Source organism: Thermodesulfomicrobium thermophilum DSM 16697 (genome assembly GCF_059568695.1).
In genome coordinates, this window is sequence record NZ_JCANTW010000011.1 from 226,539 (window position 1) to 248,098 (window position 21,560).

Sequence of the window (21,560 nt, forward strand, 5' to 3'; positions counted from 1 at the left end):
GCTTATGGTTTCTTCGGGCCGCAGGCGCCATGCTCTCGATGCGCCATGCCATTGAGCCCTGCTTCAAGCAGGGGCGCGCAGCTGCGTCTCCAGAGCCAAGGCCCGCTGGGCGTCGCCCGTGCGCACGCGCGGGAAAGAAATCCGCCCACTGGTTGCGCAGGGCAGGGTCCCAGGTGCTGCTGAGTCCCAATTTGGCGTCCGGGCCTGGTGCGCGGGACAAGAAATCCGCATCGCGCACGGCGTGGGACCAATGGATGACGTACCAATAGTGCAAAAGAAACCGGTCAAGCAGGATGCCCCCATTGGGGCGCACGCAGCGGACCGACCTGGACTGTGCGCCGGCCAATGCCCAGCCCCATGCCCCGGATTTGCGCCGTCCGACTCTCCCTTTGGCGAAGCGCCCCTCTCCTGGCGAAAAGACGTACTTGCCTTGATTTCTGCCTTTGGCTAGCGGCACTTTTTTGCTGATGCCAAGGGGAGGTGAAGGGCATGCCGAGCGCTGTGCTCTTGTGTTTGCTGCTTCTGTGCAGCGTCGCGCCCGCCGAGGGCTACGACTATCCGTTTTCCGATCCATATGCCGCCACGGTCCTGGGCACCCCGCCTGAGGACCAGTTCGACATCGACTCCATCCGCCCGAACACGCTGTGGGACGTCATTCCGGTGCACAAACTCCACGCCCCGCACACCGAAGAGTTGCTCCTCCACGAACGGCCTATCCCTGAAATCCTCTGGTACGACGATGCGATGCAGTACTCCATTGCCTTGGTCCCGGGCAAAGCGCCGCTGCTTTTCTTCGTCGCTGGCACAGGGGCGTCCCATCAATCGTCCACCTGCCGCTTTTTCCAGGAGGTCTTCCAACGCGCCGGGTTCCACGTCGTGACCCTATCCTCGCCCACACACCCCAACTTTGTGGTGAGCGCGTCCACAACCCAAGTTCCCGGCTACATCCCCCATGACGTGAACGACCTGTATCGCAGCATGGAGGCCATTGTGGAGCGTATCGGCCGGGAGCGGATTTCCGCGTACCACCTGGCAGGCTATAGCCTCGGGGGCACTCAAGCCGCTTTCTTGGCGGAACTTGACGCCCGCATGGGGCACTTCGGCTTCCAACGTGTCCTGCTCCTCAACCCTGCGGTGAGCTTGATGACATCGGCCCTGCGCTTGGACCAACTCCTTTCCCGCAACGTCGCCAGCCGCGCCGAGGCCGCACACGTGGTGGCACAAATCATCAGCGATCTGTCTGCCGCCTACCGCGCCAGCGATCAGGTCCGCTTTGGCGACGAGCTGCTCTTCGACCTCAACCGGAAGCGGCCGCTCACTGCAAAGGAGTTCCAGGTGCTCATTGGTGTGGCCTTTCGGTTGTCCCTGGCCTCCATGGTCTTTGCCAGCGATGTGTGCACCGGCGCGGGCTACCTCGTTCCCCGGGGGCACGTGATCTCCACGAGCGAGCCCTTGGAGCCCTACCTCCAGGCCGCGGTGGGAATCCGCTTCGAGGACTACATTTCCGAGTATCTGCTGCCGTTCCTCCAATTCCAGGACCCGACGCTCACGCGGGAGCAGGCCATTGCGGCGTGCAGCCTCGAAGCCATTGCGCCGTTTTTGCGCCGCGCCACCCACGTGGCGGTCATGACCAACGCCGACGATCCCATCTTGAGTCCCGAAAATCTGGAGTTCCTCAAACAGACCTTCACCAACCGCCTGATCCTCTACCCTGTTGGCGGACATTGCGGGAACCTCCGTTACCGCGACAACGTTGCGGCCATACTCCACTTCTTCACCCGATGAGATCCCCCATGCGCCTTGCTCTGCTCCTGATGCTCCTGACTGCGATAAGCGGCTGCGCCGGAACGCCTCCCCACCAGCCTGGCCCGTTTTGCGCCCCGGTGCACCGCGGTCCGGCCCAAGACAGCGGCTTCGAACACCCATTTCTGATCAATGATCCATGGGAAGGCTTCAACCGGCGCATGTACCGCTTCAACGCCCAATTGGACCGCTACGTCTACCTACCGGTGGTCCGAGCCTATGAGACCGCGGTGCCCGAGAGCGTACAGCACGGCATCTCGAACGTTTTCAATAACTTCAAAGAAATACCCATATTTTTCAACGCAGTGCTCCAGGGTAAGGGCAAAAAGGCCTCGGTCAGCCTGGGACGCTTTCTCTTCAACACCAGCATTGGACTTGGGGGACTGGTAGATGTGCTAGGTGCCGGCGGCATCCCCCAGGAAAACGAAGACTTCGGACAAACTCTCGGCTATTGGGGCGTGCCAGCCGGGCCGTATCTCGTGCTTCCCGTGCTCGGGCCCTCCGGCCTGCGTGATGCCGGTGGCACCGCCGTAGACGCCCTGCTCACCCTCAATCCTGCGGACTTCGCCTTCGACAGCATGGGCTGGGCCGCCCGCAGTGCAGCCGCCACAGGCGTATACACCCTCAAAGCCGTAGACGCCCGCCACCAGGTCAAGTTCCGCTACTACGAAACCGGCTCTCCCTTCGAGTACCAATTGGTACGTTTCCTGTATACCAAGAAACGCGAACTCGATATCGCGTGCTAGCTCAAGCCGTTGCCACTCGTCTCCTCATGATCCCAGAGAGCGTGCCCCTGGGGGCGTCACCTCCCTCGCAACCCGGGACAAAAGCTTGCGGCCACAAGCGGGTGGGTCTAGGCATAACGTCACCTTGTTGGACATTCCCGCCTCTCAAGGAGGAGACTGCCATGACTCGAGTTGCCGAACGCGACGCCTGCGCCCTTGCCTCAAAATACGAATTGTATTTAAAATAATACACATAGCGCTCCTGTGCCATGCGCCTGCCACAATTGAACCGAACTATACAAAGACGCATATTGACACTGCCGCTTTAATAGTTTAAATTTTTTACAAATTATTACCATGTAACCGAATCAACCACGCCGAAGCTGCCTATGAAACTCTCTGCCCGATCCCGCTACGCAACCCGTATTCTTATTGATATTGCTCTCCACGATCATGAAGCCCCTGTAAACACCACAAGCATCTCTGAACGCACGGGGATCAGTGTGCAATTCATCGAGCAGATCCTCAAATCCCTCAAAGCCGCCTCTCTGGTCATCAGCAAACGAGGCGCCGCAGGGGGGTATCAATTGAATCGCCCGGCCGACACCATCACCCTGGGAGATATCATCCGTATCATGGAGGGGCCCATCGCTCTGACTGACTGCTGCTCCAATGCTCAAGTTTGCACACGATCCGACTTTTGCATGACCCGAGATGCGTGGGTCCATGTCAGCGAGGTTGTGGCCAATGCCCTTGATTCTCTGAAGCTCACGGACCTGATCCAAGGCATTCATCCCGCCTGCCCGGACGAACCGGATTCCTCTGACCCCTCTCCTTCCATATGCTCCTAACACATTAAAATTATTTTTAATTCTTCCACCCCAAATAGCCAAACATCATTTGCGGTGGTCATTGGTTTTCACCAGGATCACGCTTGAATAATTTCTGCCAGGCTTAGAGCGCAAACCACCCTCTCGCCCCCGCATACAATTGCCCTGAGGCCCCCATCCACCTGTCTTGACAAAGAAAAAGCTCTTAAGCTAATCCTTACTAAATTAATCTAAATTGCTTGTTTCTAAATAAAAGCGACTGGTTTTCATTCCCGAGGAGCATCCCATGCGTATTTCGACGACAACCCATTACGCGTCTCGCCTACTCGTAGAGCTCGCCCTCCACTCCCAAGAGAAACCGATATCAGCCTCGAAACTGGCAGCAAAAACAGGTATTCCTTTAAAATTTCTAGAAAAAATAGTCCGCAACCTCAAGTCGGCCGGCCTTGTCAAAAGCGTTCGAGGCGCATTCGGCGGGCATTATCTTGGCTGTCGGCCAGACGATATCACCCTGGGAGCCCTCGTTCGCCTCATGGAAGGTGGCATCCGTTTGGCCCAATGCGCCCCAGGAGAAGAGCGCTGCGCAACGTGCCATGGCTGTCGAGCCCAAACGGTATGGCATTCCATTACTCAAAGCCTAGAGCGGGAACTCGATTCCGTTACTTTGGCAGACATGTTGGAAGGCTATCCCCCCGAGTGTTGGCAACGTCCAGAATATGCCCACAAGCAAATACCCCACTCATAGCCCCTATTCTACGTATTGACAGGGGGCAGGGATATTCTTTAATTCTGACCCACCTTGTCTAAATTAGTTCAATCAAATATGCATAAATCGGAATAACCTGGCGCACTGCCTGCCTGCTTCCTCCGATGCGTTTTTGATTGGGACAAGCGTTTTGGCCAAATTTCATTGCGGAAAGGAGAATCGACACCATGAAGAAACTACTCATTCTCGGCTCTGGCTCCGGGGGAACCATGGTGGCCACGAAACTGCGCCACAAGCTTCCGGAAAATGAATGGGAAATCACGGTAATCGACCGTGATTGGCAGCATCACTATCAGGCTGGCTGGCTCTTTGTTCCTTTCGGGGTCTACACGCTTGATGACTGCATCAAACCCAAGGCCGATTTTATCCCCAAAGGGGTAAAACTTGTCATGGACACCATTGAGAACATCGACCCTCACCAGCGGGTGGTGACCTGTAAAAACGGCAAGCATTCCTACGACTGGCTGGTCATTGCTACCGGATGCCGCATTTGCCCAGAAGAAGTAGACGGCATGATGGATGACTGGGGCGGAGACATTCAAAACTTCTATACGCCCAATGGAGCGGCTGCTCTCTTCAAAAAGTGGAAAAATTTCAAAAAAGGGCGCATAGTACACCATATTGCAGAGATGCCCATCAAGTGTCCGGTGGCTCCTCTTGAATTTGTATATCTTGCCGATTGGTTCTTTACTATCAAAGGAGTCAGACAGGATATCGAAATTGAACTCGTGACACCGCTGACAGGGGCCTTCACCAAACCTGTGGCGGCACAAATTCTTGGCAAGGTGTGCGAAGACAAAAATATTAAAATTACCCCCAATTTTGTGATCGACAACGTCAACGTCGGTAAAAAGACTCTCGAGTCTGTCAACGGAGACGAGGTTTCCTACGACCTTCTCGTTTCCATCCCGCCGAATTTTGGCCAGCAATGCATCATCGACTCTGGCATTGGCGATGCCATGGGCTACGTGGATACGGACAAGCATACCCTCAAGGCGAAACAATTCGAGCGGGTGTACGTCATCGGAGATGCAACCAACGTCCCCACATCCAAAGCCGGCAGCGTTGCTCACTACGAGTCCGATATCGTTGTCGATAACATTATCCGCGAAATGGAGGGAGAAGCTCCGGAACCCGCTTTTGACGGACACTCTACTTGCTTTATCGTGTCAGGGTACGAAAAGGCCTATCTTATCGACTTCAATTACGAAGTGGAGCCCCTCCCAGGCAAATATCCGTTCCCTGGCCTTGGACCGTTCTCCCTGCTGGGTGAATCCCACATGAATTATTGGGGCAAAATGATGTTCAAGTGGGTGTACTTCGATCTCATGCTCAAGGGCAGCGAGCTGCCTTTGGAACCCCAGATGTTCATGGCTGGCAAAATGCGCCATTTGGCCAAGGCCTAAGGAGAGGCATCCATGAACACGTCCAAGGAAGACCTGATCTTACAGCGCCTTGAAGAAATCGAGGCAAAATTGGCACTGGTCCACGATCGGGCCGAACGCAGTCAAAATTTCTGGCACGAGATGCAGCCGGTCATCAATGACGCGTTCAAAGTCATGCTGCATGAGCTCGGCGACGTGGAGACGGGTTTCCAGCTGGAAGATCTCTTCGACCTCCTCAAGACCTTTTTGCGGAGCGTCAAGAACCTTACATACACTCTGGAAAAGCTGGAAACCATTATCAACTTCTGGAATACTGCCGAGCCCCTCATGAAAGGCACCGTACCCAAGGCCATTGCCTATCTGGATAGCCTTGAACAGCGCGGAGTGTTCCGCACGTATGAAGCCATGCTCAATGTCCGCGCCAAAGTTGCGCAGACATACGGGCCTGAAGAGATTGAGCGCATGGCCGATTCCTTCGTATTCCTCATCGGTCTGCTCAAAAAGCTGGCGGATCCCAAAGTGCAAAACATGATCGACAAGGGCGTAGAGGCCTTTGCGCATGTGGAAATGGACAAAGCTTCGCCTTGCGGCCCCATAGGCCTTATGCGCGCTCTGGGCAGCCCCGAAGCCAAACAAGGCCTCGGAGTCATGGTGGAGCTTACCAAGACCTTGGGCAAACTTCGCTAATCCCATGCCGCCTGCTCCAACAGCGCAGGCGGCTTTTGCATAAGGTGATCCTATGGCGAAAACCATCCTCATCATCGACGACGATCCGGAGGTACTCGTATACCTCCAAGAGTTCCTCCAGGATCACGGGTATGCCACCATCACGGCAGCCGACGGGGCACAAGGTCTGGAAAAGGCGCACGCCCACAAGCCGGATCTCATTACCTTAGATATCGATATGCCCCATAAAAGCGGCACGCTCTTCTACGCATCCATGCGTCAAGACTCACAACTACGGGACATCCCAGTCATCGTGATCAGCGGTGTCGGGCCTCGCCCGCCAGCACTCAAGAAAGGAGTGCCGGTCCTTACCAAACCCATCGACAACGAGGCTTTGCTCCAAGCAATCCACGACGCTTTACCCTAAACCATGCGCCTCCCCTTTCCCCAAAGGGGAGGCGTTTCCTCCTATGCGCCAGCTCCCAGAATCTCTCCCCCCTCTTTCCGTACTTATCGTTGACGACGAACCCCATATCCGAGAACTCCTGGCTCTGCTTTTAGAGGATCTGGGATTTATTGCGCGCACGGCACAAAATGGGGATCACGCCCTGCAGGTTTTTCACGAGAAACCGTCTTCTATTGTGCTGACGGACATCAAGATGCCGGGCAAAGACGGCATCGCCCTTTTGCGAGAAATCAAAGCACACTCCCCAGAGACCGAAGTGATCATGATCTCCGGCCATGGGGATATGGACCTCGCTATCCAAAGCCTCAAGTTCGAAGCTGCGGATTTCATCACCAAGCCTATCGACGAGGACTTGCTCACGATCGCCCTACGCAAAGTGACGGAACGCATTCGTTTACGCGCTCAAGTACGGGCGTATACCCAAGATTTGGAACGATTGGTCGAAGAAAAGTCCGCCGCTTTGCTTGCCATGGAACGTCGTCTCGCCGCCAGCCAAGTCATGGAAGGCATGGCTCAGGCGCTCTTCGCCTTATGTGAAGCGGGTCCAAGTCCAGGCATCCTCCCCCCGCTTCCCCTCGCGGTAACGCTTCACGACGCTTCCGGTACGGTCCTCCACGCGAGTCCGGCCGCCCAGCACATGCTCGGATCTCGCCAAGGGGATCCCAGTACGGCCATCTACGTGCATGCACAGGATGCCGACTGGGTCGATCCTTTTCAAGAAGCCCAAAAGAGCCGCCATCCTGTCCGACGCCAAGAATTGCTTCGAACGGCCGGTGGCCGGGTTTTCCCCGCGGAAGTCTGGATTTCTCCAGTCCAGGGGAGCAGCTCCTGCGAAGAGCTCTTTCTCGAATTGATTCTTGACCGTTCGGAAGTAGAACGGCTTCACGAAGCGCTTCGCGCCAGCCAGCATAAATTTCAATTGCTCTTCGACGCAGTCCCTTGCGCCATCACGGTCCAGGACCGACAGCTCCATATCGTGGAAGCCAACGCCGCCTTCCGCCGCGATTTCGGCGCCCCCCAAGGGGCACCCTGCTATACGCTTTTCAAACGCCGCAACGAACCCTGCCCGGATTGCCCAGTGCTGGCCACCTTTGCCGATGGGCAGCCGCACCAACATGAAACCGTGGTCACCACCCTCCAAGGAGAACAGCGAAACATCCTCATTTGGACTGCACCAATATCATTCGAAGACAATACAGCGACACATGTTCTTGAAGTAGCGACAGATATAACTCTCATTCGATCTTTACAAGACCATCTTACATCTCTCGGAATGATGCTCGGATCCATGTCTCATGGCCTCAAAGGATTACTCATGGCATTAGATGGAGGCGCATATCGTGTAGAGAAAGGAATCCAAACAGGCGATATGAACCGTGTGAAATCTGGATGGGAAACAGTCCGTCATCGTATCCAACAAATACGAAAAACAGCATTAGATATTCTCTATTATTCTAAAAACAGGACGCATCAATTTCAGCCTCAATCCCTTGAGAAGGTTGCTAACGATCTCAAAGAAATGATATCATCTCGTGCAGAAACACATCACATCGCATTCTCCGCAGACATCATCTCTCCTCAAGGGAGCCTTGCTCTTGACGATGCCGCCTTCACGTCCGCCATGGCGAATATCGTCGAAAACGCCGTGGACGCCTGCCGTATGGAGACGTCCAGACATGATCATCGCATCACTCTTCGCATCCACTCCGAGTCATCATGGGCTGTCATCACTATTTCGGATACAGGGATCGGCATGGATCAGGACACCCTTGATAAAATGTTTACCCTTTTTTTCTCTTCCAAAGGTGCGCTTGGCACCGGCATCGGTATGTTCGTCACCCATGAAATCATCCAGGCGCACGGCGGACGCATCGAGGTGAAATCGGCTCCGCATCAAGGAACCTCGTTCCAAGTTTTTCTCCCGCTCCTCCCATAGCCTATGCGCTCCTTCTTTTCTCCTCCCGTGCTCTTCACGCTCCAAATTTTGGGCGTGCTATGGGCATGTGTATACTTGGTTTTTGCCATACAAGACAATACCATTTATCCATTATTTCTTACGGTAACCATATCTATAATTGGAAGCATATTTATTTTTTTTATCATAGTGCGCTATTTTTTTGAAACACAAAAATATATAAATAAAATATTAAAAGAAGATAAAAATTTTTTATATTCATGGATATATTTCAACAAAAACATAAAAAATCTATGCAATAATTTTTTAGAAATTAAAAATTTAAAAAATGATCTCAAAAAGCAAATATCAATGTATCAGAGCCTCTTTGATGGAGTTCCATGTCTAGTTACTGTTCAAGACAGGGAACTCCGTCTCATTCGATACAATAAAATGTTTGATGATCAATTTGGCGCAAAACCAATAGAGCATTGCTATAAAATATATAAAGGCCGTAAAAACAAATGCTCCGTTTGTCCTGTAGAAAAAACATTTCAAGATGGAAAACCACACACAACTGAAGAAAAAGGATTTTATAAAGATGGCAGGCAAGCATACTGGATTGTTAAAACAGCACCGATATACAATGAAAACAGAGAGATAATAGCTGTAATGGAGATGTGCCTGGATATCACCCAGCGAAAAGAATTAGAAAAAAAGCTAAAAAAATCAGAAAAGAAATATTCTGCTATATTTGAAAGCATTCCCGTCGCGTTTTTTGAAATGAATCGAGATTTTATTATTCGCAACTGCAATCGCATGGCTTCAAAAATTTATGGCTACAGCAAGGGCGAAATAATCGGGATGTCTTTTTGCGACTTTTTTTCGGAAAATCTCGACAGAGAAGAAATCAAAAATATCCTTCAAAAAAAGCAGATCGAACGCGCGACGCACCGTAATAAAGATGGCATAGATTTCTTCGTATCTATAGATCTTAATACAACGATAACTCAAGATGAAGAATTTTTCATTGCCGTAGTCACGGATATTACGAATCGCATTCAGGCAGAGCAGCAACTCGTCCAAGCAAGCAAAATGACAACACTCGGAGAGATGGCTGCAGGAATTGCCCACGAACTCAACCAGCCACTGACTGTTCTCAAGATGATTGCAAGCTATTTTGTGCGCAAGATAGAGCGAGAACAAATACCAAAACCAGAAGAAATACGATCGATGACGGATAAAATGATATATAATGTGGAACGAGCATCAAAAATTATAGATCATATGCGCCAATTTGGACGCAAACCACAAGTCAAATCAGAAAAAATATTCGTCAATGATGTTATTTTGCGCGCATCAGAATTCTTTGAAGAGCAGCTTAGAATTAGAAATATCAGTCTTTTATTGGAGTTAGAGCATCAACAACAGCCAGTATTCGCTGATCCTCATCGACTTGAACAGGTTTTTATCAACCTGCTGCTTAATGCCCGCGACGCTATCGAAGACCATGCCCAAGTCCACCCGGACGCTTCAGAAGCTCGCATTACCCTGCGCACCCGGTCGAATTCCCGTTATGTGGTCACCGAAGTTGTAGACACGGGCATGGGCATCCCCTCCAATATCCTCCCACGCATCTTTGAACCCTTCTTTTCGACCAAAGCAGTAGGACGTGGCACAGGCCTTGGGCTTTCCATCTGCTACGACATCGTCACCGACTACGGTGGCACCATCCGCGCTTTTTCTCAACCAGGGTGCGGGGCCCGTTTCGTCATTACCCTGCCCATAGCGGGGACCAAACTTCAAGATAACGACCCGACGGAGAAGCCTGGGCAGCTCTTATGATGCCGCGACGATAACTTCGCGCCTGTCCGCCCTCAGGACTTGCGGCCACAAGCGGGTGGGTCTAGGCATAACGTCACCTTGTTGGACATGCCCGCCTCTCAAGGAGGAGACTGCCATGACTCGAGTTGCCGAACGCGACGCCTGCGCCCTCATCGCCTTTGTGGACAAACACGGCCGCCCCTCGCACGCCAATATCGTCAAAACCATCGACGCCCTCAAAAACATGGCGCACCGCTCCGGCGATATCTTCAGCGAAGGAGACGGTTGCGGAGTCCAGATCGATATCCCTCGTGCCATTTGGGGCGAACGGTTGCACCGCGCCGGCCTTTCCCCTCACCTCGCGGAAAGCCCACGATTTTGCGTGGGGCATTTTTTCGTGCGCACCAAAGATCCGCAAATGGTATGGGCAGAAATCCGTGACGCCTTCGCCGCCGCAGGCATCGACCTGCTCCTCCAGACCACCGACGCCATGGACCCAGCCGCCCTCGGTCCCCGGGCGCGCCAAGATCCCCCACTCTTTTGGCAGGTGGCAGGACTTTCGCCCGAGGCCGAACCAGAAACCCGTGAGGCCCAACTCTTTCGCCTGGCCTGCCGTCTGGAAGGCGCCCATATCCACGTATGTTCCCTCAGCCACACTACCTGTGTCTATAAATTGCGCGGCGCTCCGGACCTCCTCCCCCAGGTATACCCCGATCTTCGCGACCCACGGGCCAAATCCGCCATCACCCTGGGGCACGGTCGGTATTCCACCAACACCCTCCCCACCCCCGAACGCGCCCAGCCCTTTTTCTTTCTGGGGCACAACGGCGAGATCAACACCATCGACCGCCTCCGCCGCCATGCCCAAGCCATCGGGCTGCCCATAAGCCTGGCTGGCAGCGACTCGCAGGATCTCGACCGAATCCTCGCAGGACTGGTGCACGAGCGCGGCATGGACCTGGTGCTCGCCATGGCCACTGTGTTTCCGCCTGTACCCAGCCTCGCCGATGCCTTCCCCGAGCCCTTGGCCCGCGCCTACCGTCTTCTGCGCTGGTTTTTCCCGACCCCGGCCCAAGGGCCGGCCGCAGTGGTCGCCCGCTGCGGTAACCTCTGCGTAGGGAGCGTCGATGCCCTCGGTCTGCGGCCCCTGTGGTTCGGGGAAACGGACTATGAGTACTTTTTGTCCTCGGAAAAAGGCGTCGTGGACGTCCTGTCCACCATGCACGATCCACGCCCGCTCGCCCCAGGGGAAAAGATCGCCTTTGAGCTGCGTCCCGGCGGCCACACCCAGGTGCTCGACGTCTGGGCCATAGAAGAACGGGTCCACCAAAGAGTGGCCAAAAGCCCCCTGGCGGAACACGCCCGCCGTCTCCACCGAGGAAGCCTCACGGCAACGGCGCTTTCTCCCGAGGTGCTCTCGGTGCTCCTGCCCCAGGCCCGGCCCGTGCCTGCCGAGACCACCGGAATCCTCGCCGCCTTTGGATGGACGGCCTACGACCAGCGCATGCGTCGGCATGTGGCCGCCACCGGCCAGGGTCCCATCGGCTCCTTGGGGTATCAAGGCCCCCTTGCCCCAATGGACCCGCACCTGCCCAACCTCGCCGACTATCTCAAAGAAAGCGTGGCCGTGGTCACCAACCCGGCCATCGACCGGGAGCGCGAGGCAGAACACTTCTCCACCGCCGTCATCCTCGGCGCTTCTCCAGCCACCCATGCGGCCCCCATTGGACTTGAGTTGACGACCCCGATCCTGCTCGGCGGGCTTCCCGGATCCGCCATCTCGGCCGCACAGCTGGAGACCCTCTGCCACGAACACGGCACCGCTACCCTGGAACACGTGCTCCACCTGATGACCGACGGCGGCCGGGACACAAGCCGCGTGGTCGTTGTCGATGCGACCTTCCACCCGGACCACGGCATCCGGCCCTGTCTGGAGCGCATTTGGAACGACGTCGCCCACGGAGTGCGTCGCGGCGCGCACCTGGTGCTCCTGGACGACAGCCGAAGCTTCCACGACGGCCACGTGTTCATGGACCCGGCCCTCACGGTGGCTTGGATCACCCATATGGCAGAACAAAATCAGCTCTCCCTGCCGTCCATCGTGGTGCGCTCCGGGGCCATCCGCAACCTCCATGACATCATGGTGCTCCTGGGGCTTGGCGCTACGGCGGTCAATCCGTACCTCATCTGGCATCAGGCCGAGGCCCAAGCCGCAAGCGAAGAAGCGCTCGGCCGCGCCTTGGGAAACACCCTGCGCGCCCTGCAAGCCGGGGTGGAAAAGGTGCTCTCCACCATGGGCATCCACGCGGTCTCCGGCTATGGACGCATTTTCGGGGCCATCGGCCTCAAGGAAGAACTGGCGCAGATTCTCGCCTGCCCGGCCCATTGCTCCCATCCGGAAGTAGGGCTGGGCCTGGAGGAAATGGAATCCTTTGCCCGCCGCCGTCTTGAAGCGGCGAAGGCCCCGGCCCCACTGCCCGACCTTCCCAAGCGCAACGTCCGTGTCGCCCGCATCATCCACGCCGTTGCCAGCGGCCAGGCGGGGTTCCAGCACATGGCCGACGCTTTTGCCGCCCTGGACGAGGAATACCCCATCGGGCTGCGGCATTTGATGGAACTTACACGGCCTTCGGAGGCCCTCCCCGTGCCCATGAACCAAGTGGACCTGCGGGTGGGTGAACACACCATGCCGCTGCTCATTTCTGCCATGTCTTTCGGTTCCCAGGGAGAGCGGTCGTTCCGTGCCTACGCCGAGGCCGCGGCCCGCGTCGGTGTCATCTGCATGAACGGTGAAGGCGGCGAAATCGACGACATGATCGGTCGCTACGGCCCCACCCGCGGCCAACAAGTGGCCTCAGGCCGTTTCGGGGTATCCATGCGGCTGCTCAATGCCTCGGCCTTCATCGAGATCAAGGTCGGCCAGGGAGCCAAGCCCGGCGAAGGCGGGCACCTGCCTGGAGCCAAGGTCACGCCCATGGTGGCCCGGGCGCGGCATTGCCAGCCCGGCATCGCCCTCATCTCCCCGTCCAACCAGCACGACATCTACTCCATTGAAGACCTGTGCCAGATCATCACCGAACTCAAGACCGCCAACCCCACGGCCCGCATCTCGGTCAAGATCCCGGTCACTCCCGGAGTAGCGACCATTGCCGTGGGCATCGCCAAGGCCGGGGCGCACATCATCAACATCAGCGGCTCTGAGGGCGGCACCGGCGCGGCGCGGGAACACGCCAAGAAATACGTGGGACTCCCGGTGGAAATCGGGGTGCGCGAAGCCCACGCAGGGCTCGTGGAGGCCGGCTTGCGGGAACAGGTCGAGATCTGGGCCGACGGCGGGGCCCGCTCCGCCGCGGACGTGGTCAAACTCCTCTGCTTGGGCGCCAACCGCGTGGGCTTGGGCACTGCGGCCCTCATGGCTGTAGGGTGCATCGCCTGCGAGCGCTGCCACCAGGATCGCTGCCCACGGGGGATTTCCACTCAAATCCAGACCATCCAGCAGGCCAAAGAACGCGGCCTCAAGGCCTTCCGGCCGCTGGACACCGAAGAAGCCGCAGACCGTCTGGCCCGCTACCTCACCGTGCTGGGAGAAGGCATCCGCGCCATCCTCGCGGATCTCGGCGTGCCCCGGGTCCACGACCTGGTGGGAGCGACCCGGTACCTGCGCCAAGTGCGGAAAATGGACCGCATCCGACTCGACAGCCTGCTTGCCCCGGTGGAGGCACCCAACGCGCCCATGGCGTGCCCGGTGCCCAAGCTGGTGCGAAAACCCCTCAACACCCTCACCAAGGTCATCGCCGATACCGTGCGTGCAGGATTCACCGAAGAAGGCTGCCGAGTGGTCCGTTATACCGAAGAGTACGTGCGCTCCGTGGACCGCGCCGTGGGCACGGCCTTGGCTGGGGAAATCGTTCGCGGCAGCTGTCCCCAAGGCCGGGCGGAGGTTGTCCTTGCCGCCAGCATTCCGGGCAACGGCCTGGGCGCCTTTGCGGTGGACGGCATTGCGCTGCGGGTGGAAGGCGGCGGCCAGGACGGCATTGCCAAGGGGGCTTGCGGCGGAGAAACCATCATCCTCAAGGGGCGCAACATCCTGGGGCAGCGGGTGGACGGCTCCGTGGGAAAATCCCTGGCGTACGGCGCCACCGGCGGCTTCATCGCCATCCAGAACATGGCGGACTCCCGGGCCTGCGTGCGCCTTTCGGGCGCGGACGTGGTGTTTGGGGCGCGGATTACCCGTCCTGTGGAGGATGACCGCGGACACCTGGCGGCCTCGGCCCACCTCAAAGGCTTTGCCTTCGAGTACATGACCGGCGGCCGAGTGGTCTGCCTTGCGGACCCTGGGCCGTGGATCTGCTCGGGCATGACCGGCGGCACTATCTACCAATGTCTCTACCCTGAATTTGGCTTTACCGAGGCAAGTCTCCGGCGGCGGCTGGCCCGAGGCTCCCATGTGCTGCTCCTACCCGTGGAGGATGCGGACCGCGCAGTCATTGAAGAGCTCCTCGGCCGCTACCAGAGACACCTCGCCGCCTCCTTCCAAGACGACGAGGCCGGAGCCATACAAAGCCTTGTCCAAGAGGCGGCCGCGCGTTTTCTCAAAATCGTCCCTGCCCTCACCCCGGCCATCGCGCCGGAATAACCTGCCAGGAGGTATGTATGCCCAGCATTCACGTGGGAGGCATGAGCTGCCAACACTGTGTCCAGTCCGTCACCCGGGCCCTGTCGGCCATACCCGGCATCACGGACATCTCCGTATCCTTGGAGCGCGGCGAAGCCACATTCCAGGCGCCGAAGGATCTCGACTGGGATGCGGTGCGCGCGGCCATTGCCAAGGCCGGATTTGAGCCAGGCAAAGAGGAGGCCTGAAGGGGAAAAACCGGGGGCCGCTTGGGCCCCTGGAGAGGAGTCCAGAAGACGTGGGGGCGTCTTCTGGAGTATGGAGGGGAAGCTCAAGCTTGCTTGCGGCCGGCGATGAGGTCCTGGATTACCGAAGGATCGGCCAGGGTGGAGGTATCGCCGAAGTCGTCCATGGAGGTAGAGCCCGCGGTGATCTTGCGCAGCACCCGACGCATGATCTTGCCGCTGCGGGTCTTGGGCAGGCCCAAGGTGAACTGGATGACCTCTGGCGCGGCCAGTGGCCCGATCTCTTTGCGCACGTGGTTGCGCAGCTCCTTCACCAGCTCGGGAGTTTCGTCCACGTCGGCGCGCAAAATGACATACGCGTAGATGGCCTGGCCTTTGATCTCGTGCGGCACGCCCACCACCGCGGCCTCGGCCACGGCAGGATGCGACACCAAGGCGGATTCGATCTCCGCTGTGCCCAGACGATGCCCCGAAACATTGATGACGTCGTCGAGCCGCCCCATGATCCAGAAATAGCCGTCCTCGTCCACACGGGCGCCGTCACCGGACTCGTACTTGCCGGGAAAGCGCTCGAAGTACTGGCTCTTGAAGCGCTCGGGCGCGCCAAAGACCCCGCGCAGCATGCCGGGCCAGGGGCGTTCGATGACCAAGTGTCCGCCCTCGTTGACTCCGGCAGGCTGGCCCTCGGCCGTGACGATGGCGGCCTTGACTCCCGGCAAGGGCCGGCTGGCGGAACCGGGCTTGAGGGGAGTTGCAAACGGCAGGGCGGAAATGAGGATGCCGCCGGTTTCCGTCTGCCACCAGGTATCCACGATGGGGAGCTTCCCTTTGCCGACGTGCTCGAAGTACCACATCCAGGCTTCGGGATTGATGGGCTCGCCCACGCTGCCGAGCACCCGCAGGGAGGAGAGGTCGTGCTTGGTGGTCCACTCCACGCCTTCACGCATCAGGGCGCGGATGACCGTAGGCGCGGTGTAGAAGGTGGTCACCTTGAACTTTTCCACCACCTGCCAGAAACGAGCAGGGTCCGGCCACGAGGGGACGCCCTCGAACATCAGGCTGGTGGCGCCCAAGGCAAGGGGTCCGTACACGATGTAGGTATGGCCCGTAATCCAGCCTACGTCCGCGGTGCACCAATGGATGTCGTCGTCGTGCAGGTCGAAGACCCATTGGGTGGTATGGGCCGCATACGTGAGGTAGCCGCCGGTGGTGTGCACCACGCCCTTGGGTTTGCCGGTGCTGCCGCTGGTGTAGAGGATGAAAAGCAGGTCCTCGGCGTCCATGGATTCGCACGGACAATGCTCCGGCAGATCAGGGTCGTTCATGAGGTCCGCCCACCAATGATCCCTGCCGGCAGTCATGGCGATATCGATCCCCGCGCGCGGCACCACCACGGTGGCCATCACCGAAGGGCACGCGGCAAGGGCTTCGTCCACGTTGGCCTTGAGGGGGATCTTCCGGCCGCCGCGCAGCACGGCGTCGGCGGTGACCACCACCTTGGCCTCGCAGTCCTGGATGCGGGACTGCAGGCTCGCCGCCGAAAAGCCGCCAAAGACGATGGAATGGGGCGCGCCGATGCGGGCGCAGGCGAGCATGGCCACAGCAGCCTCGGGGATCATGGGCATATAGAGCACCACCCGGTCGCCGCGATGCACGCCCAGTTTTTTGAGCACGTTGGCAAAGCGCTCCACCTCGGCCAAGAGCTCGCGGTAACTGATGTGCCGCACGTCCTCATCGGGTTCGCCCTGCCAAATGAGGGCGGTCTTGTCGGCGCGGCCGTTGTGCACGTGACGGTCCAGACAATTGTAGCACACATTGAGTTTGCCCCCCCGGAACCACTCCACCCGCGGCACGCTGAAGTCATAGTCCAGAACCTTGGTCCAGGGTTCGAACCAGGTGATGAGCTCCCGCGCCCGCGCCGCCCAATATCCTTCCGGGTCAGCCTCGGCGCGGCGGTAGTGCTCTTCGTACGCGGCCAAGTCCGGAATATGGGCACGAGGATTCTGGAAGGGCGCAAACTGCCGCTGTTCGTGCATGAGGCTTTGGATGTTTTCTGTCATGAAATCAGCTCCTTGAAATTAAAGAAACGCAAAGACTGCCTTGCCGTTGCCCAAAGGCATACAAGAAAAGGTTTGGGCTTTCCTCCCTTTTCTGGTAAATGGCCAAAATCGGTCGTGAGCGGAGACGGCCCCTGCCATCATCGGTAAACGGAGATTTTTGGACGATGAGCGTCACCAACCTCGAAGCCCTATTCCGGCCCAACTCCCTTGCCATCATCGGCGCCTCACGCGAGGAGACCTCGGTGAGCGCCATGCTCATGAAAAATCTCTTGGCTAGCCGTTTCCTTGGGCCTGTCCTGCCGGTGTCCGGGGCCCAGGAAGCCATCTTTGGCATTCTCTCCTACCCTTCCATCGAATCCCTGCCCCTCACGCCGGACCTCGCCGTGGTCTGCTCTCCCATCGGACAGGCACCACAAATCCTCGATCAACTTGGACAAGCGGGAGTACGGGCTGCCATCCTCATGGATCCCGGCTACGGCACCTTGGATGCCCGAGTGCGCGCGGAACTGGACGAAGGCATCCTCGCTGCGGTGCGCCAGCACGGCATCCGGGTACTCGGTCCGGAAAGTATTGGGCTTATCATCCCCAACATCGGGGTCAATGCCAGCCTTTCCCGCGTCGGCGCCCAAGAAGGCCGCGTGGCCTTTGTCACTCAATCGGACAGCCTGTTTGAGTCCGTACTCGATTGGGCCAAGGCCAACAACGTGGGCTTTTCCCACTGCATCTCCCTGGGCCGGCAACTGGACGTGGATTTCAGCTCCGTGCTCGACTACCTGGGCTCGGACCCCGCCACCAAGTCCATTCTCCTCTATGTGGAGACCATCCAGGATGCCCGACGGTTCATGTCCGCAGCCCGGGCCAGCGCCCGCAACAAACCCATCCTCGTCATCCGTCCGCGACGGCTGCCCTGTTCCATCCGGCAGGTGGCCAGCGGCCTCTCCGAAGCCCGAGTGGACCGCATCTATGACGCCGCCTTCCGCCGTGCGGGCATGGTGCGCGTCAGCGACATCGACTCGCTCTTCGAAGGGGCCCGCACCCTGGCCAACTATAAACCCTTGCGCGGCAGCCACCTGGCCATTGTCACCAACGGCCAAAGCATCGGTCTTTTGGCCTCGGACATCCTGGAAGACGGCGGCGGCACCCTGGCGGCCATCGACGAAGACATTCAAGCCCGACTGGAAGAGGTCTTGGGACCGGAGCGCTGCTCCGACAACCCGGTGACCCTGCCGGCTACCGCGGGCGCGGACATCTATGAACAAACCCTGGGGACCCTGCTCAAAAGCAAAGACGTCGGCTGTGTGCTCGTCATCCACGTGCCCTTTCAAGGCGTGGACAGCACGGCGGTGGCCCAGGCAGTGACCCAAGTGGCCAAGACCACACGCTGCCTCATCCTGGCCGCCTGGCTGGGAGAAGAGACCATGCGCGCAGTCAAACCCATCTTCGACGAGGCAGGCATCCCGGTCTTCGACCGGCCGGGCAAGGCCGTATACGCCTATCTCCACATGCTCGCCTACCGCCGTACCCAGCAGATCCTCATGCAGACCCCGGACTCTCTGCCTACGGATTTCTTCCCCGACACAGAGCGGGCGGAGCGCATCATCCGGAGCGCCTTGGAGCACGGCCGAAACCGACTGACCGAGGAAGAAGCCCGGGACGTGCTCGAGGCCTACGGCGTTCCCGTGGTGCCCACCCGCATTTGTACCTCGGCGGCCGAGGCCGTGGAGGCGGCGGCGGAAATCGGCTATCCCGTAGCCCTCAAAATCCGCTCGCCCCAGATCGAGCAGCCCTACGAGGTGGGCGGACTGGCTCTGGATCTGACCACCCCGGATCTGGTGTTCGAGGCCGCGGCCAACATGGCGGCCCGGGTGCACGCCCAAGTCCCCAACGCCTATATCGAAGGCTTCACGGTCCAAAAGATGGGCCGCCGCCATGGAGCCCACGAACTCATCATCAGCGCCTTCACCGACCCCACCTTCGGCCCGGTCATCGCCTTTGGCCACGGCGGCGTGGCTGCGGCAGTCATCGACGACCAAAGCATGACCCTGCCGCCCCTCAATATGAGCCTTGCCCGCGAGCTCATACGCGGCACCCGCATCTACCGTTTGCTCCAAGGCTCTCCGCGCCATCCCGGCGCGGATCTGGACGACATCTGTCTCGCCCTCATCCAAGTGAGCCAGATGCTCATCGATCTGCCGCACATCCAGGCCCTGGAGATCAATCCCCTTTTTGCCGATAACAAAGGCGTGCTCGCCCTCGGGGCGCGCATCACCATCGCCGAGCCCACCGTCCCCGGCCCGCAGCGTCTGGCCATCCGCCCCTATCCGCGCGAGCTCGAAGAGTGTGTGCGGCTCAAAGACGGCACCAAGATGCTCCTGCGCCCCATCCGGCCCGAGGACGCCGTGGCCCATCTGGAATTCATCCACCGCCTCTCGGAAGAAGACCTGCGCCTGCGCTTCTTCGGCCTCGTGCAGCACTTCGTCCTCGACGACATGCCCAAGTTCACCCAGATCGACTACGACCGGGAAATGGCCTTCATCGCCACCCGCACCGTGGACGGCAAGCCGGAAACCTTGGGCGTGGTGCGCACCTCCACCAAGCCGGACAATTCCGTCGCCGAGTTTGCCATCATCGTACGCTCGGATATGAAGGGCACGGGTCTTGGCTCCCGCCTCTTCGAAAAGATGATCCGCTACTGCAAGAGCCGTGGCACCAAGTATCTGGAGGGCCAAACCCTCCCCCACAACAAGGCCATGATCGGCCTTGCCAAGCGCTTTGGCTTCACCATCAGCCACAACTACGACGAAGAAGTGGTACTCATGCGCCTGTGCCTGTGGGAATGGGAACCCCAGGCCTAACGCCTGGCCGCCGCCTTTGACGGCCACCACCCCTCTTTGCTAGCACCGCTTTCCTGAAAGCGGCCCCACAGCCGGGGCCGCGGTATTTTTGTTGTGCCATTCCAAAAGCCAAGGAGCACTTATGCACAATACAGCGACCTTGACCATAGACGGCCAAACTTACGAGCTCCCCATCGTACGGGGAACTGAGGGCGAGGTGGCCATCGATGTCACCGCCTTGCGCTCGCAGGCCAAGGTCATCACCTTGGATCCGGGCTACGCCAATACCGGCTCATGCACGAGCACCATCACCTTCGTGGACGGCGAAAAAGGCATCCTCCGCTACCGGGGCTATCCTATCGAACAGTTGGCGGAATACAGCTCCTTCGTGGAAACTGCCATGCTGCTCGTCTTCGGCGAATTGCCCACCAAAGAAGAACGGGCCGAATTCCGCGCCATGCTCGGAGATCAAGCCCTGCTCCATGAGGACCTGCTCCATCATTTCGATGGCTTTCCCCCCAATGGCCACCCCATGGCCATCCTGGCGGCGGTCATCAATTCCCTGGGCACCTACTACCCCGATCTCCTGGAAATCCGCTCTGATGAAGAATTCCGCCAGGCCGTGGCCAAACTCATCAGCAAGGTGCGCACCATCGCAGCCTTCAGTTATCGTAAGTCGCGGGGATTACCGATTATCTATCCTGATCCTCGCCGCTCCTACTGCGAAAACTTCCTCCACATGATGTTTTCCGTGCCCTACCGCGAATATACCCCCACTCCCGAGGCCCTGCGCGCCCTGTCGCTCTTTTTGCTGGTGCACGCGGACCACGAACAGAATTGCTCGTGTTCTACGGTGCGCATGGTGGGCTCCAGCGAGGCGAACCTTTTTGCCTCGGTGTCTGCAGGGGTTTCCGCCCTCTGGGGCCGCCTCCACGGCGGGGCCAATTCCGCGGTCTTGGCCATGCTCGAACAGATCCGCGACGGCGACCTTTCCGTGCGCGAATGTGTGGATCGGGCCAAACGCAAGGAATTCCGGCTCATGGGCTTTGGGCACCGCGTCTACAAGAACTTCGATCCCCGAGCGAAAGTCCTCAAGGCCGCAGCCAAGCGCCTGCTCACCTCACTCAACGTGCAGGACGATCTCTTGGAAATCGCCCAGGAACTGGAAGACATCGCCCTGTCCGACGACTACTTCGTGGAGCGCAAGCTCTACCCCAACGTGGACTTCTACTCCGGCATCATCCTGCGCGCCTTGGGGATCCCCACCAACATGTTCCCGGTGATGTTCGCCATGGGCCGCATGCCGGGCTGGATCGCCCATTGGCATGAGCAATTCCAAGACCCCAATGCCCGCATTCATCGGCCCCGGCAAATCTATATGGGGCCAGCCCAACGGGACTACATCCCCATGCACGCCCGCAAGCGGACCTCATAAACGGAGGCGGTG

General features: G+C 58.5%; 14 protein-coding genes. 13 read left to right on the top strand and 1 reads right to left on the bottom strand.

The features are described from left to right. Window positions 1-489 precede the first annotated feature (489 nt). The 11 genes from BR00_RS02390 to BR00_RS02440 all read left to right on the top strand — a co-directional run bounded on the left by BR00_RS02390 (window position 490) and on the right by BR00_RS02440 (window position 15,222). Window positions 490-1,785, top strand: a complete 1,296-nt coding sequence (locus BR00_RS02390; RefSeq protein ID WP_496476022.1) for an alpha/beta fold hydrolase — start codon at window positions 490-492, stop codon at window positions 1,783-1,785. Window positions 1,786-1,793: 8 nt separating this feature from the next. After that, a complete protein-coding gene (locus tag BR00_RS02395; protein WP_496476023.1) occupies window positions 1,794-2,549 on the top strand; it encodes an MlaA family lipoprotein in 756 nt (251 codons plus the stop codon). Window positions 2,550-2,917: 368 nt separating this feature from the next. Then, complete coding sequence (locus BR00_RS02400; RefSeq protein ID WP_496476024.1) at window positions 2,918-3,379, top strand: RrF2 family transcriptional regulator; 462 nt, start codon at window positions 2,918-2,920, stop codon at window positions 3,377-3,379. Window positions 3,380-3,644: 265 nt separating this feature from the next. Further along, window positions 3,645-4,103 (top strand): RrF2 family transcriptional regulator, encoded by a 459-nt coding sequence (locus BR00_RS02405; protein ID WP_496476025.1) that lies wholly within the window; start codon window positions 3,645-3,647, stop codon window positions 4,101-4,103. A 188-nt stretch (window positions 4,104-4,291) separates the two neighbouring features. Next, on the top strand, window positions 4,292-5,530 hold the full coding sequence (gene sqr / locus BR00_RS02410; protein WP_496476026.1) for a type III sulfide quinone reductase, selenoprotein subtype: 1,239 nt from the start codon (window positions 4,292-4,294) through the stop codon (window positions 5,528-5,530). 12 nt (window positions 5,531-5,542) lie between these two features. Continuing rightward, a complete protein-coding gene (locus BR00_RS02415) occupies window positions 5,543-6,196 on the top strand; it encodes a DUF1641 domain-containing protein (protein ID WP_496476027.1) in 654 nt (217 codons plus the stop codon). A gap of 52 nt (window positions 6,197-6,248) precedes the next feature. Continuing rightward, window positions 6,249-6,602 (top strand): response regulator, encoded by a 354-nt coding sequence (locus BR00_RS02420; protein WP_496476028.1) that lies wholly within the window; start codon window positions 6,249-6,251, stop codon window positions 6,600-6,602. Window positions 6,603-6,645: 43 nt separating this feature from the next. Continuing rightward, window positions 6,646-8,577, top strand: a complete 1,932-nt coding sequence (locus BR00_RS02425) for a response regulator (protein ID WP_496476029.1) — start codon at window positions 6,646-6,648, stop codon at window positions 8,575-8,577. Between the two features lie 75 nt (window positions 8,578-8,652). Further along, window positions 8,653-10,380: a PAS domain-containing sensor histidine kinase gene (locus BR00_RS02430; RefSeq protein ID WP_496476030.1), complete on the top strand. Its 1,728-nt coding sequence runs from the start codon at window positions 8,653-8,655 to the stop codon at window positions 10,378-10,380. 115 nt (window positions 10,381-10,495) lie between these two features. Next, a complete protein-coding gene (locus BR00_RS02435; protein WP_496476031.1) occupies window positions 10,496-14,995 on the top strand; it encodes a glutamate synthase-related protein in 4,500 nt (1,499 codons plus the stop codon). Window positions 14,996-15,012: 17 nt separating this feature from the next. Then, window positions 15,013-15,222: a heavy-metal-associated domain-containing protein gene (locus tag BR00_RS02440; protein WP_496476032.1), complete on the top strand. Its 210-nt coding sequence runs from the start codon at window positions 15,013-15,015 to the stop codon at window positions 15,220-15,222. An 83-nt stretch (window positions 15,223-15,305) separates the two neighbouring features. On the opposite strand, the gene acs is transcribed toward BR00_RS02440, so the two are convergent. Next, a complete protein-coding gene (gene acs, locus BR00_RS02445; RefSeq protein WP_496476033.1) occupies window positions 15,306-17,279 on the bottom strand; it encodes an acetate--CoA ligase in 1,974 nt (657 codons plus the stop codon). A gap of 164 nt (window positions 17,280-17,443) precedes the next feature. On the opposite strand from acs, the gene BR00_RS02450 reads away from it, so the two are divergent. Together BR00_RS02450 and BR00_RS02455 are read left to right on the top strand one after the other, a co-directional pair. After that, window positions 17,444-20,134, top strand: coding sequence for a bifunctional acetate--CoA ligase family protein/GNAT family N-acetyltransferase (locus BR00_RS02450; RefSeq protein WP_496476034.1), 2,691 nt, complete (start codon window positions 17,444-17,446; stop codon window positions 20,132-20,134). Window positions 20,135-20,255: 121 nt separating this feature from the next. Next, entirely contained in the window at window positions 20,256-21,548 is a 1,293-nt protein-coding gene (locus BR00_RS02455) for a citrate synthase (RefSeq protein WP_496476035.1), read from the top strand. Window positions 21,549-21,560: the final 12 nt, after the last annotated feature.

Bases quoted from the DNA above. Each gene is read 5' to 3' on its own strand.
- BR00_RS02390 (WP_496476022.1), top strand. From the start codon at position 490: ATGCCGAGCGCTGTGCTCTTGTGTTTGCTGCTTCTGTGCAGCGTCGCG.
- BR00_RS02395 (WP_496476023.1), top strand. From the start codon at position 1,794: ATGCGCCTTGCTCTGCTCCTGATGCTCCTGACTGCGATAAGCGGCTGC.
- BR00_RS02400 (WP_496476024.1), top strand. From the start codon at position 2,918: ATGAAACTCTCTGCCCGATCCCGCTACGCAACCCGTATTCTTATTGAT.
- BR00_RS02405 (WP_496476025.1), top strand. From the start codon at position 3,645: ATGCGTATTTCGACGACAACCCATTACGCGTCTCGCCTACTCGTAGAG.
- sqr (WP_496476026.1), top strand. From the start codon at position 4,292: ATGAAGAAACTACTCATTCTCGGCTCTGGCTCCGGGGGAACCATGGTG.
- BR00_RS02415 (WP_496476027.1), top strand. From the start codon at position 5,543: ATGAACACGTCCAAGGAAGACCTGATCTTACAGCGCCTTGAAGAAATC.
- BR00_RS02420 (WP_496476028.1), top strand. From the start codon at position 6,249: ATGGCGAAAACCATCCTCATCATCGACGACGATCCGGAGGTACTCGTA.
- BR00_RS02425 (WP_496476029.1), top strand. From the start codon at position 6,646: ATGCGCCAGCTCCCAGAATCTCTCCCCCCTCTTTCCGTACTTATCGTT.
- BR00_RS02435 (WP_496476031.1), top strand. From the start codon at position 10,496: ATGACTCGAGTTGCCGAACGCGACGCCTGCGCCCTCATCGCCTTTGTG.
- BR00_RS02440 (WP_496476032.1), top strand. From the start codon at position 15,013: ATGCCCAGCATTCACGTGGGAGGCATGAGCTGCCAACACTGTGTCCAG.
- acs (WP_496476033.1), bottom strand. From the start codon at position 17,279: ATGACAGAAAACATCCAAAGCCTCATGCACGAACAGCGGCAGTTTGCG.
- BR00_RS02450 (WP_496476034.1), top strand. From the start codon at position 17,444: ATGAGCGTCACCAACCTCGAAGCCCTATTCCGGCCCAACTCCCTTGCC.
- BR00_RS02455 (WP_496476035.1), top strand. From the start codon at position 20,256: ATGCACAATACAGCGACCTTGACCATAGACGGCCAAACTTACGAGCTC.